The sequence below is a fragment of the Caballeronia sp. LZ029 genome (assembly GCF_031451275.1).
In the GTDB taxonomy this organism is placed as follows: domain Bacteria; phylum Pseudomonadota; class Gammaproteobacteria; order Burkholderiales; family Burkholderiaceae; genus Caballeronia; species Caballeronia jiangsuensis.
Window position 1 is genome coordinate 878199 of sequence record NZ_JARUXO010000003.1, and the last position, 12279, is coordinate 890477.

Genomic DNA, 12279 nt, shown 5'->3' on the forward strand with positions numbered 1-12279 from the left:
ATCAACGACTTTCTTCGATAAGGAGCCGGACATGGCTGAAGCTGCAATCGCACTCGATCCGTGGGCGCAGACGATCTTTCAACTGACGTCGCTGAATGACGGTGTGAACTTCGGGACGCCTTCGGCGAGGCGTCCCTTCACGCAAACGGGCGAGCGCCGCGTGACCGTGAAGCTGATCGAACGTCCGTCGACGACGACGGCGACGATCGAATGGCGCGACTCGACGCGCTGCTGCTACGGCGATCAGGTGTGGCGTGCGATGCGCGCGCGCACTGCTGGCGTGTGCGCGATGAGTGGCCGCGAGATTCGTCCGGGCGACCAGGTCTATGGGCCGAATCCGCGGCCGGTGCCGAGCAATGCAGGGGCGATGATTCTGGCGTCGGTGCTGGATCAGGCGGCGTCGTTGTGAATCGCTGATGCGCGCTGCCGCGAACGATCGGTCATTCGCCCGTGCGCATCCACAACGCTTCCACCAGCACCAGAAACGCCGACAGACTGATGGTCAGGATCGGCCAGAGAACATGAAACATCGCCGTCATCGCAAACTGCGCGCGCGACAGGTCGATTACGTGATCAGGCATATCGGACGTCTTCGCGTTGAGGTTCGACGATCGTGCGCGCGACTCTCACAGGCACCGACTTGTACGACGGCGTGCGGCTCTGCGGATCGAATGCGTAGAGCGGCACGAGCGGATTCACTTCCGGGTAGTACGCGCCGCAGCAGCCATCGGGCAGCGAGTATTCCACGGCCTTAAAGTTGCGGATCACGCGCTCGATCCCGTCATCGGCGATCGCGAAGATATCGACGCGATCGCCCGCATGCAGTCCGCGCTTCGTAAGCTCGCGCGGATTCATGAAGATCACGTCGCGCTGGCCGAACACGCCGCGATAGCGGTCCGAATGCGAATAGAGCGTGGTGTTGTACTGATCGTGGCTGCGCATCGTCGTGAGCGAGAGCGCATCGGGATCAATCGGTGCGGGGTCTTCGTCGAGGCCGTCGAAGACGAGAAAGTTCGCGCGGCCGGTGTCCGTGTTCCACACGCGTTCGCGCGCGGACGACGTCAGATGAAAGCCGCCCGGCACGCGAATGCGCGCGTTATACGCCTGGAAGATCGGGAACACGATCTCGATCGCATCGCGGATGCGGTCGTAGTTCGCGACGAGATGTTCCCACGGCACGCGCGACTGTTCGCCGAGCGTCGCGCGCGCGATGCCCGCGACGATGGCCGGCTCGCTCAGCAGATGCGGCGATGCGGGCTCGTTGCGCCCGGCGGACGCATGCACCATCGACATCGAATCCTCGACGGTGATCGATTGCGGTCCATCCGCCTGAATATCGATTTCGGTGCGGCCGAGGCAAGGCAGAATCAGCGCGTCGCGGCCATGCACGAGATGACTTCTGTTCAGCTTCGTCGCGATATGCACGGTGAGGTCGAGCTCGCGTATCGCGCCCTGCATGCGCGCCCAGTCGGGAATCGCGGCCGCGAAGTTGCCGCCGAGCGCGACGAATACTTTCGCTTCGCCGCGCATCATCGATTCGAGCGTCGCGACCACATCGTTGCCATGCTTCTTTGGCGGTGTGAAACCGAACGCGCGCTCGATGCCCGCGATGAGCTGCGCATTCGGCTTCTCCGTGATGCCGACCGTGCGATTGCCCTGCACGTTCGAATGCCCGCGCACCGGACAGATGCCCGCGCCCGGCCGTCCGACGTTGCCGCGCAAGAGCGCGAGATTCGCGATCTGCTGCACGGCTTCGGTGCCGCGACGATGCTGCGTGATGCCCATGCCGTACACGAGAATCGCATTGTCAGCGCGCATGTAGACGTTCGCGGCATTCGTGAGCGCGTCGCGCGTGAGGCCGGAGTGGCGCTCGATCGCGTCCCAGGGTGTAGCGCGCAAATCCGCGAGCAATGCGTCGATGCCGCGCGTATGGCCTTCGATGAACGCGATGTCCAGCACGCGCGGCGCGTCGCCGAGGATGGCTTCATCGTCCGCTTCGACGATCGCCTTCATCATGCCCTTCAGCGCGGCCACGTCGCCGCCCACGCGCACCTGATAGAGAAACGAGCTGATGTTCGTGAAGCCGAGCGTCGCCATTTCCACCGGGTTTTGCGGCGACGCGAAGCGTTCCAGCGCGCGTTCGCGAAACGGATTGAACGATACGATCTTCGCACCGCGCCGCGACGCCGAATGCAGATCGCTCATCATGCGCGGGCTGTTCGTGCCGGGATTCTGGCCGAAGATGAAGATCGCGTCTGCATGTTCGAAGTCTTCGAGCAGCACCGTGCCCTTGCCGACGCCGATCGATTGCGGCAAGCCCACGCTCGTCGCTTCGTGACACATGTTCGAGCAGTCGGGAAAGTTGTTGGTGCCGAACTCGCGCACGAATAACTGATACAGAAACGCCGCTTCGTTGGATGCGCGCCCGGACGTATAAAAATCCGCTTGATCGGGATGATCGAGCGCATTCAGATGACGACCGACGAGCGCGAAGGCCTCGTCCCATTCGATCGGCACATATCGGTCGGATGCGGCTTCATAGACCATCGGATGCGTGAGGCGGCCCGCCATTTCGAGGTCGTAGTCGTTCCACGCGGCAAGCTCGGACACGCTATGCTGCGCGAAGAACTCGGGCGTGCAGCGCATCGCAGTGGCTTCCCATGCAACAGCTTTCGCGCCGTTCTCGCAGAACTCGAACGACGACGTATGTTTCGGATCGGGCCACGCGCAACCGGGACAATCGAAGCCTTGCGGCTGATTCATATGCAGGAGCGTTTTCGCGCCGGACACGGGAATGCCCTGAATCTTCAGTGCCTCGCCCGTAGCCTTCAGCGCGCCCCAGCCGCCGGCGGGTTCGCCATAGATGCGGATAACTTTCTTTTCGCTCATGTCCTTCGCCTCGCAATCGATGCAATTCGTTGATTGCGATGATCGTCGTTCGGCGTGAGGCGGCTTTGCGTAATCGCGCGCCGCATTTGCGAAGCGCACGGGCGCCGCGCAGGCATAAAGTTTCCCGCCTCCGGGCCGATAGCGCATAAGGAACCAGGCGCCGCGCACCGTCGCGGCGCGGGCCACAGCCGAGTCGGGGCGCACGAAAAAGCAGTCGCAAAAGACTGATACGAAACGAGAGAGGGCCGATGACTGGTGTCTACAATCCGCTGCTGGTCAGCCTGTCGCTCGTGGTCGCGTTTCTCGCGTCCTACACGGCGATGGAGCTGTCCGGCGGCCTGAATGCGCTCGCGAGCGCGAAACGCCGCCCGGCATGGCTCGCCGGCGGCGCGGTGTCGATGGGCGTCGGCATCTGGTCGATGCACTTCATCGGCATGCTCGCGTTCTCCCTGCCGATCGCCGTCGGCTACGATTTTTCCATCACCGCTGCGTCGCTCGTTCTCGCGATCGGCGTGTCGTTCATCGCGCTCGCCACCGCGAGCCGGGGCGCGCTGTCCAGTTCGCGCCTCGTCGTGGCCGGCTCGATCATGGGCGTGGGCGTCGCCGCGATGCACTTCACCGGCATGCACGCGATGCAGATGTCGCCGGGCATCGACTACACCGTATGGAAGCTCGTGCTCTCCGTGGCGGTCGCGATCGTCGCGTCGATGGCGGCGCTCTGGCTCGCGTTCACGCTGCGCGCATCGGATGTCGAGAACCTCGTCGTCAAGCGGCTCGGCGCGGCCGTCATCATGGCGATCGCGATCACGGGCATGCACTATCTGGGCATGGACGCGGCCAACTTCGCGCCGGAGAGCCTGTGCCTCGCCGACGCCAAGCTCGACGCGAACTGGCTCGCGCTCGTCGTCACGGCGATGTCGTTCACGGTGCTCGTCGGCACGCTCGCCTTGCTCGGCTTTCATACGAGCAGCCTGTCGATTTCACTGAAGCGCGCGAACCGGCAACTGCATTATCTCGGCACGCACGATGCCCTGACGAACCTGCCGAACCGCCAGCAGCTTTCCTTGCGCATCGCGCAGGCGATCGCCGACAGCGCGCGCCGCGCGTCGCCGTTCGCGGTGCTGTTCATCGATCTCGACGGATTCAAGTCGATCAACGATTCGCTCGGTCACGGCGTGGGCGACGATCTGCTCCAGGTCTGCGCCGAACGCTTGCGCCAGGACCTGCGCCGTACCGATATGGTCGCGCGGCTCGGCGGCGACGAATTCGTGATCGTCGTCGAGAACGCGGCGGAGATATCGTCCGCCGTTGCGGTCGCCAATGGCGTGTTGCGGCGGCTGTCGCAGGAGATCGTGGTCAACGGTTTGCCGCTGCGCGTGAGCGCGAGCATCGGCATCGCGTTTCATCCGCGCGACGGCGCCAATGCCGAAGAAGTGCTGCATAGCGCGGACGCCGCCATGTACGCCGCCAAGCAGAGCGGGCGCAACACGTACCGCGTGTTCGAGCCGCAAATGAATCACACCGCGCTCAGGTCGCTGATCCTGCAGCGCGACCTGCATCGCGCGTTGAGCGACGACGAATTGAGCCTGTCGTTCCAGCCGAAGTTCAGCGTCGCATCGCAATCGGTGACGGGCGTCGAGGCGCTGATTCGCTGGCGTCATCCGGAGCTCGGCGAGATCGCGCCGCTCGAATTCATTCCGATCGCGGAGCGCTCGGGCCTCATCGTCGAGATCGGCGACTGGGTGTTGCGCGAAGTGTGCCGCAATATAGCGCGATGGGATGCCGATGGACTGCCCGCGATTCCCGTATCGGTGAATCTGTCGCCGATCCAGTTCAACGTGCCCGATCTCGTCGCGCGCATCGACGCGCTGATCGGCGCGGCGAGCGTGCAACCGTCGCGCCTGATGTTCGAGATCACCGAAACGACGGCGATGCAGAACGTCGAAAAGACGAGCCATACGATCGAGGCGCTACAGGCGCGCGGCTATGCCGTGGCCGTCGACGATTTCGGCACCGGCTATTCGAGCCTCGGTTATCTGCAGCGTTTTCGCTTCGACCAGATCAAGATCGACGGCTCGTTCGTGCGCGATCTCGATGCCGCGGGCAAGCGCGGCAGCGCGTTGCTGTCGGCGGTCGTGACGCTGGCGCGCGCGTTGCAGATCGAGGTCGTCGCGGAAGGCGTGGAGACGGAATCGCAATTCCGCACGCTCGGCGAGCTCGAATGCGATCAGATGCAGGGCTTCTTGCTGAGCCGCCCGATGCCCGCGGCGGAACTTCCGGGGTTCCTGAGCGGGATGGCGGGACGTATCGTCGGGGCGGGGCGCGTGTGCGTCGCGCCTGCCGTGTAAGCGGCGATCTCTACGTTCTTGCGCGCGCGAAGCGTTTGAAAAGCGCACGCCGCCATACGGTGCGGCACGGCGCAAGTCGCTGAATCGGACCGCCGTGCATACGCTAAAACACCGGTCGCATCGACAAGACCCGCATTCGATCGCCATGAATACTCCTTCCATACGCGGCACATCCGCCGCGTTATGCGCCGCGCCGTGCATGAACGGCGCCGCCCGATCCAGCATCTCGAAGGAGTCGAAGCAATGGCCACATTCACACTGAAAGACGGAACCGAACTGTTCTACAAGGACTGGGGCTCGGGCCAGCCCGTCGTCTTCTCTCACGGCTGGCCGCTCAACGCGGACGCGTGGGATTCGCAAATGATGTATCTCGCGGAGCGCGGCTATCGCGTGATCGCGCATGACCGGCGCGGCCACGGCCGTTCAAGCCAGCCGTGGGACGGCAACGACATGAGCCGCTATGCGGACGATCTCGCCGAACTCGTCGATCATCTCGACGTGAAGGATGCTGTGTTCGTCGGCCACTCGACGGGCGGCGGCGAAGTCGCGCGCTATATCGGCCGTCACGGCACGAAGCGCGTGAAGAAGGCGGTTCTGATCTCGGCGGTGCCGCCGCTCATGCTCAAGACCGAAGCCAACCCCGGCGGCCTGCCGCTCTCCGTGTTCGACGATATCCGCAAGGGCGTGATCGGCAATCGCTCGCAGTTCTTCAATGATCTGGCGACGCCGTTCTTCGGCTTCAATCGCGAAGGTGCGAAGGTGTCGCAAGGCACGATCGACTGGTTCTGGCTCGCAGGCATGCAATGCTCGATCAAGAGCGCGTACGACTGCATCAAGGCGTTCTCGGAAACGGACTTCACCGAGGATCTGAAAAAGATGACGATCCCGACGCTCGTGCTGCAAGGAGACGCCGACCAGATCGTGCCGATCGACGATTCCGGCAAGCTCTCCGCGAAGATCGTCCCCGATGGCTCGCTCACGATCATTCCCGGCGCGCCGCACGGCATGTGCACGACCCACGCCGATACGGTCAACGAGTACCTTCTCGCGTTCATCCGCAAGTGAAGGAGCGCGTCATTGCATCGCGTCTTCCACGAGTTCGATCCAGTGACGCACGCCGGTGCGTCCCGCTCCCGCGAGATGCGTCTGACAGCCGATGTTCGCCGTGACGATCATCTCGGGCGCGCCGCTTTCGAGCGCGTCCAGCTTACGGTCGCGCAGTTGCATCGATAGTTCGGGCTGAGTGATCGAGTAAGTGCCCGCCGAGCCGCAGCACAGATGCGCATCGGGGACGGCGGTCAGATCGTAGCCGAGACGCGTGAGAATCGCTTCCACCGCGCCGCCGAGCTTTTGCGCATGCTGCAACGTGCACGGGCAATGAAACGCGATGCGGCGTCGCTCGGAGGACTTGAGCGCATCAAGCGGCTCCGCGCCGAGCACTTCGACGAGATCGCGCGCCAGTTCGCTCACGCGCGCAGCCTTCGCCGCGTATTGCGGATCGTCGCGCAGCAAGTGGCCGTATTCCTTGATGAACGCGCCGCAGCCGCTCGCGGTCTGCACGATGGCTTCCGCGCCCGCTTCGATCGCGGGCCACCATGCGTCGATATTGCGCCGCGCGCGCATCAGTCCCGCTTCCTGCGCGTTGAGGTGATAGTCGGTTGCGCCGCAACAGCCCGCGCGTGGCGCATCGATCACGCTGATGCCGAGACGATCGAGCACACGTGCCGTCGCCGCGTTGGTGTTCGGCGACAGGGAAGGCTGCACGCAGCCTTCGAGCATCAGCACGCGACGCGTGTGACGAGCGGCCGGCCGCGACTTGGCCGCGATTGTCTTCGCGGGAATCTTCTGGCGCAACGCGGCCGGCATCAGCGGACGCGCGATACGGCCCGCCTTCAGGAGCGCATCGAACACGGCAGGGCGCGGTATCACATGACGCAGGCCGTGGCGCAACATGCGTTCGCGTGCGGGACGCGGCACGCGACGTTCCAGTTCAGCGCGGCCGATATCGAGCAGCGCGTGATACGTGACGCCCGAAGGACAGGTCGTTTCGCAGTTTCGGCACGTGAGGCATCGATCCAGATGCAACTGCGTTTTATCGGTGACGGGCTCGCCTTCGAGCATTTGCTTGATGAGGTAGATGCGCCCGCGCGGGCCGTCCAGTTCGTTGCCCAGCAACTGATACGTCGGGCATGTCGCGTTGCAGAAGCCGCAATGCACGCACGAGCGCAGGATGTCTTCCGCTTCCTTCGCACGCGCGAGTGTCTTTGCTTCGTCGCTGAGATTCGTTTGCATATCGATGCCTGTCGATAACGTCAGTAGTCGGCGTACATCCGGCCGGGATTGAACACGCCGTGCGGGTCGAGGCGCTGCTTCAACTGCCGATGAAAACGCATGAGCGGTGCGGCGAGCGGATGAAACGGATCGGCTGCGGCGCCCGGCGTGAAGCACGTCGCGTGTCCGCCCGCCGCGCTCGCGATGCCGCGAATGACATCGGCGCTCGCATCGCTCTTGAGCCAGCGTTGCGCGCCGCCCCAGTCGAGCATCACGGCGCCGGGCATGTCGATGAGCGGCGTATCGTTCGGCAAGGACAAGCGCCAGAGCGGGCGATCGTCGCTGAAGAAGGGCAGACGCTGATCGCGCAGAGCGGACCAGAACTGCGCGTCGAGATGTTCTCCGCCGATGCGATCCGTCGCCGCGCGCACCGAGCCCGCGCCGCCTTCCAGGCGCACATGCAGACGGCCATCGACATGACATGCGCCGCTCACGGGCAACGCCGCCTTGCGCCAGGAAGCAAGCTCGCGCATCGCCTCGGCTGCATCGAGCGCGAGCGACAGACACCGCGTTTCACGCGGCTTCGGCAGCACTTTCAACGACACTTCCGTGATGAGACCGAGACAGCCGAAGCTGCCGCTCATCAAACGCGAGACGTCGTAACCGGCGACGTTTTTCATCACCTGTCCGCCGAAACGCAGATGCTTGCCTTCGCCGGTGACGATGCGGCAGCCGAGCATGAAGTCGCGCACCGATCCTGCCCACGGCCGGCGCGGACCCGACAATCCCGCAGCAACGGCGCCGCCGATGGTCGCGGCTTCATCGAAGGCGGGCGGCTCGCACGGCAGCATCTGACCGGCTTCGTCGAGTATCGCGTTCAATTCGGCGAGCGGCGTGCCCGCGCGCGCCGTGATGACGAGTTCGCTCGGGTCATAGCTGACGATGCCGCGATGCGAGCGCGTGTCGATCTCGTCGCCGTGCACGGGCCTGCCGATATGCGCCTTGCTGTCGCCGCCGCGGATACGCAGTGGCCGCTTTCGCGCGATCGCGTCTTGCACTTGATCGACGAGTCGCGCGCTGTCGTCGATGGAGATGAGGTCGCGTCGCATCAGAAGCGCTCCAGTTCGGGATGAGGCAACGCGCCGTGATGCACATGCATCGCGCCGAACTCCGCGCAGCGATGCAGCGTCGGCACGTTCTTGCCGGGATTCAAAAGCCCCGAAGAATCGAATGCGGCTTTCACGGCATGAAAGAACGTGAGTTCGTCGCTGTTGAACTGGGCGCACATCTGATTGATCTTCTCGCGGCCGACGCCATGCTCGCCCGTGATGCTGCCGCCCACTTCGACGCACAGTTCCAGAATGCGCGCGCCGATTGCTTCGGCTCTGTCCATTTCGCCGGGCGCGTTGGCATCGAAGAGAATGAGCGGATGCATGTTGCCGTCGCCCGCATGGAACACGTTGGCGACGCGCAGTCCGTATTGCGCCGACAGATCCGCGATGCCGCGCAGCACGCGCGACAACTCGCGGCGCGGGATCGTGCCGTCCATGCAGTAGTAATCGGGCGAGATGCGGCCCACCGCCGGAAATGCGTTCTTGCGGCCCGCCCAGAAGCGCTGGCGTTCGGCCTCGTTCGCGGCGAGGCGGATCTCTGTCGCGCCCGCCGTGCGCAGCAATGCTTCGACACGCGCGCAGTCTTCGGCGACATCGGATTCCGCGCCATCGACTTCGCATAAGAGCAGCGCCTCTGCATCCACGGGATAGCCCGCGTGGATGAAGTCCTCGGCGGCGCGGATCGCGAGGTTGTCCATCATTTCGAGGCCACCGGGAATCACGCCTGCCGCGATGATCTGCGCGACGGCATCGCCGGCTTTCTCGATGTCGTCGAAGCTGGCGAGCAGCACCTTCGCGCTCTGCGGCTTCGTCAATAGCTTGACGGTCACTTCGACCACGACGCCGAGCATGCCTTCCGAGCCGGTGATGAGCGCGAGCAGATCGAAGCCGGGTGCATCGAGCGCTTCGGAGCCGAGCGTGAGACGTTCGCCGTCGATCGTCACGATTTCCACGCGCAGGATGTTATGGACCGTCAGCCCGTACTTGAGGCAATGCACGCCGCCCGCGTTCTCCGCGACGTTGCCGCCGATCGAACATGCAATCTGCGACGACGGATCGGGCGCGTAATAGAGGCCGTGCGGCGCGGCGGCTTGCGAGATCGCGAGATTGCGCACGCCGGGTTGCACGCGTGCGATGCAGGCTTGCGCATCGACTTCGAGGATGCGGTTGAATCGCGACATCACGAGCAGGATGCCTTTTTCGAGCGGCAACGCGCCGCCCGAGAGACCCGTGCCCGCGCCGCGTGCGACCACCGGCACGCCGTGCGCGTTCGCATACTTGAGCAGCGTCTGAACTTCGTCGATGGTGCCGGGGAGCGCGACGAGCATCGGCGTGATGCGATAGGCGGAGAGACCGTCGCATTCGAAAGGACGCAGGTCTTCTTTTGCGTGCAGCAGTTGAAGATCGGGAAGCAGCGCTTGCAGATCGCGCACGATCGCGGCTTTGTCGTGATCGGCGAGCGGCCCGTCGAGCCTTTCGTCGTAGGCGTAGGTCATGCGGTGTCTCCGGTGGGACGCGGGTTCGTGCCCACGTGTGCTTTGTGGCGATTCTTCCGGGTCTGCGACATCATGTCGATGGTTTTTCCACTGGTATTACCAGTTTTTGTGACGGGCCGTTATAGCGCGGATCGACGAATCTCATGCCGAAAAAGGCGAAAGGCAGGCAGATGACCGAGCGCCGTGCTACGATTTCGCAGTGGTAATACCAGTGGTGAGCGCGATGAAAGAAGCGGAAGAAAGCAAGCGGAAGCTGGCGGACGTGGTGGTCGAGCGTATCGAGGCCCTGATCGTCGATGGCGTGCTGAAGGTCGGGCAGACGCTGCCGTCCGAGCGGCGGCTGACCGAGAAGCTCGGCGTTTCGCGCACCGCGCTACGCGAAGGGCTGAAGATTCTGCGGGCGAGGGGACTGATCGAAACCTCGCAAGGCAAGGGCTCGTTCGTCGCGAAGCTCACGGCGGAGCCCGCACAGTCGCCGATGATGCATCTGCTCGGATCGCAACCGCGCACGCTCTACGATCTGCTGGAAGTGCGCGAAATGCTGGAAGCGGAGGCGGCGAGGCTCGCCGCATTGCGCGGCACGCAGGCCGATCACATCATGATCCGGCGGCGCTACGAAGAACTCGTCGCCGCCGATACGCACGACACCGATGCCTCCACCCACGCGCGGCTCGATCACGCGTTTCATCTCGCGATTTGCGAGGCGTCGCACAACGCGGTGCTCGTGCATACGCTCGGCATGTTGAACGATCTGATGCTGAGCGCGGTGTTCGCGTCGGTGAACAATCTCTATCATCGCGAGCCGCAGAAGCGCCAGATCGATCGTCAGCATGCGCGCCTGTACAACGCCGTTACCGGCAAGCTGCCGGAGCAGGCGCGGCGTGCGGCGAGTCTGCATGTCAAGAGCGTGCGCGAGAGTCTCGCCGAGATCGAGCAGGAGGAAGAGCGGCTGGTGCGCTCGACGTTGCGGCTGGAAGGGTGGGCGTGATGGCGTCGGCTCTCACGGCGCGATCCAGCCACGCCGAATCGGCCACGACAACACCTTCCGGTAGAGCGCGATCAACCACTGCATCAACGCATCGCCCATGCGCGCCCAGAGCGGCGCGATGACCGCATACGCCACGCAGGAGACGCCCACCGCGCCCGCCATATCGAGCGGAAAATGCACGCCGATGCGCACCCGTGCCCAGGCAATCATGACACCCGCGAGCGCGACCAGCCGTCCGCAACGCCGAAGCCCCGCAAGCAGGAACGTCAACGCGACGCTTGCAAACAATGTCGCGTGATCGCTCGGAAAAGATGAGTCCGGCGCGTGCTCGATGAACGTATGACCGAGACCGATCATGAACGGCCGCGGATGCATCCAGAGCACGCCGATCAACTGATTGAACCCGAGTGCGAGGAACGCGACGCAACACGCGCGAACGGCCGCGCTTCGTTGAAGGCTATCGCCGGATAGCCATAACAACGCGAGTAGCGCCGGGATCAGATAGAGAAAATCATTGGCGATAGTCACCGCGATTTCGATTTGCCATCGCGGTGTGGCGGGCGTCGCGTTGATCGAGAGGAACCACGCGTGGTTCAGCGCTTCGAGTGTATTCATGCGGCTGATCGTAGCGGCCGAACCTTATGTGACACTTAGCTGAGCGGTACACTCGTCTCAACGCTCCGCCTCATCATGCTCCACCCCCACGAGCCGCGCCCCGAGCCGCCGCGCAAGCGCCTCGCCGCCGCGCTGCATCACATAATCGTGATTCCACTTGAAGACCGGCCGCGCAATAGGCGCAAGCAGATTCATCCATCCGCGCCCGGTGCGCACGCGCCACTCATATCGCACGATGGTCACATCATCCCGCGATGAAAAGCGCCATTGCCCCGAACCTTCGACATCGCCGGTCGCTTCTCCTTCGAGCGACACGAGCGGCTCGACGCGCGTGACACGCATGTCGAAGCGCACGCGATACGGCAAGCGCCCCTTCCATGTATAACGATGCAACGCGCCGACGCCATCGCGCGCGCCTTTTTCCACTTCGATCACGCGTTCGACACACGCCCACCATTGCGGCCACGCCGCCGGATCGTGGATGGCGTCCCATACCGACCGAAGCGGCAACGCGATCTTCCAGACGGTAACGAATCGATATTCGCTCGCGCGCACGATCG

General features: G+C 64.0%; 10 protein-coding genes and 1 pseudogene. 4 read left to right on the forward strand and 7 right to left on the reverse strand.

Annotated features, from left to right (window positions below; genetic code table 11):
• Positions 1-31 precede the first annotated feature (31 nt).
• Positions 32-409, forward strand: a complete 378-nt coding sequence (locus QCE73_RS23400; protein WP_309883783.1) for a DUF3331 domain-containing protein — start codon at positions 32-34, stop codon at positions 407-409.
• Positions 410-443: 34 nt separating this feature from the next.
• Here QCE73_RS23400 and QCE73_RS23405 read toward each other — a convergent pair.
• Together QCE73_RS23405 and QCE73_RS23410 are read right to left on the reverse strand one after the other, a co-directional pair.
• Positions 444-581 (reverse strand): annotated as a pseudogene (locus tag QCE73_RS23405) (cytochrome ubiquinol oxidase subunit I); the annotation flags it as partial.
• Entirely contained in the window at positions 574-2889 is a 2316-nt protein-coding gene (locus QCE73_RS23410) for an FdhF/YdeP family oxidoreductase (RefSeq protein ID WP_309883784.1), read from the reverse strand. The pseudogene QCE73_RS23405 and the gene QCE73_RS23410, both read right to left, overlap by 8 nt.
• A 248-nt stretch (positions 2890-3137) precedes the next feature.
• Between QCE73_RS23410 and QCE73_RS23415 the strand changes: the two genes are divergently transcribed.
• The gene (locus QCE73_RS23415) at positions 3138-5237 is read left to right on the forward strand and encodes an EAL domain-containing protein (protein ID WP_309883785.1); all 2100 of its coding nucleotides are present in this window, start codon (positions 3138-3140) and stop codon (positions 5235-5237) included.
• A gap of 243 nt (positions 5238-5480) precedes the next feature.
• On the forward strand, positions 5481-6302 hold the full coding sequence (locus QCE73_RS23420; protein WP_035504126.1) for an alpha/beta fold hydrolase: 822 nt from the start codon (positions 5481-5483) through the stop codon (positions 6300-6302).
• Positions 6303-6311: 9 nt separating this feature from the next.
• Here the strand turns inward: QCE73_RS23420 and glcF are convergent, their stop codons facing one another.
• From glcF to glcD, 3 genes are read right to left on the reverse strand one after another with little or no spacing between them, the layout of a single operon-like run.
• The gene (gene glcF, locus QCE73_RS23425; RefSeq protein ID WP_309883787.1) at positions 6312-7529 is read right to left on the reverse strand and encodes a glycolate oxidase subunit GlcF; all 1218 of its coding nucleotides are present in this window, start codon (positions 7527-7529) and stop codon (positions 6312-6314) included.
• A 20-nt stretch (positions 7530-7549) separates the two neighbouring features.
• A complete protein-coding gene (glcE, locus tag QCE73_RS23430; RefSeq protein ID WP_309883788.1) occupies positions 7550-8617 on the reverse strand; it encodes a glycolate oxidase subunit GlcE in 1068 nt (355 codons plus the stop codon).
• A complete protein-coding gene (gene glcD / locus QCE73_RS23435; protein WP_309883789.1) occupies positions 8617-10116 on the reverse strand; it encodes a glycolate oxidase subunit GlcD in 1500 nt (499 codons plus the stop codon). Before glcD ends, glcE begins: the two co-directional genes overlap by 1 nt.
• A gap of 223 nt (positions 10117-10339) precedes the next feature.
• Here glcD and glcC point away from each other — a divergent pair, with 223 nt between their 5' ends.
• Complete coding sequence (gene glcC, locus QCE73_RS23440) at positions 10340-11104, forward strand: transcriptional regulator GlcC (protein ID WP_187604097.1); 765 nt, start codon at positions 10340-10342, stop codon at positions 11102-11104.
• Between the two features lie 12 nt (positions 11105-11116).
• Here glcC and QCE73_RS23445 read toward each other — a convergent pair whose 3' ends face one another.
• Positions 11117-11719: a phosphatase PAP2 family protein gene (locus tag QCE73_RS23445; RefSeq protein WP_309883790.1), complete on the reverse strand. Its 603-nt coding sequence runs from the start codon at positions 11717-11719 to the stop codon at positions 11117-11119.
• A gap of 57 nt (positions 11720-11776) precedes the next feature.
• Positions 11777-12274 carry an SRPBCC family protein gene (locus tag QCE73_RS23450; RefSeq protein WP_309883791.1) on the reverse strand — a complete coding sequence of 166 codons (498 nt, stop codon included), beginning with the start codon at positions 12272-12274 and terminating at the stop codon, positions 11777-11779.
• Positions 12275-12279 lie beyond the last annotated feature (5 nt).

Coding starts and splice junctions, on each gene's coding strand:
- QCE73_RS23400 (WP_309883783.1), top strand. CDS start 32: ATGGCTGAAGCTGCAATCGCACTCGATCCGTGGGCGCAGACGATCTTT.
- QCE73_RS23410 (WP_309883784.1), bottom strand. CDS start 2,889: ATGAGCGAAAAGAAAGTTATCCGCATCTATGGCGAACCCGCCGGCGGC.
- QCE73_RS23415 (WP_309883785.1), top strand. CDS start 3,138: ATGACTGGTGTCTACAATCCGCTGCTGGTCAGCCTGTCGCTCGTGGTC.
- QCE73_RS23420 (WP_035504126.1), top strand. CDS start 5,481: ATGGCCACATTCACACTGAAAGACGGAACCGAACTGTTCTACAAGGAC.
- glcF (WP_309883787.1), bottom strand. CDS start 7,529: ATGCAAACGAATCTCAGCGACGAAGCAAAGACACTCGCGCGTGCGAAG.
- glcE (WP_309883788.1), bottom strand. CDS start 8,617: ATGCGACGCGACCTCATCTCCATCGACGACAGCGCGCGACTCGTCGAT.
- glcD (WP_309883789.1), bottom strand. CDS start 10,116: ATGACCTACGCCTACGACGAAAGGCTCGACGGGCCGCTCGCCGATCAC.
- glcC (WP_187604097.1), top strand. CDS start 10,340: ATGAAAGAAGCGGAAGAAAGCAAGCGGAAGCTGGCGGACGTGGTGGTC.
- QCE73_RS23445 (WP_309883790.1), bottom strand. CDS start 11,719: ATGAATACACTCGAAGCGCTGAACCACGCGTGGTTCCTCTCGATCAAC.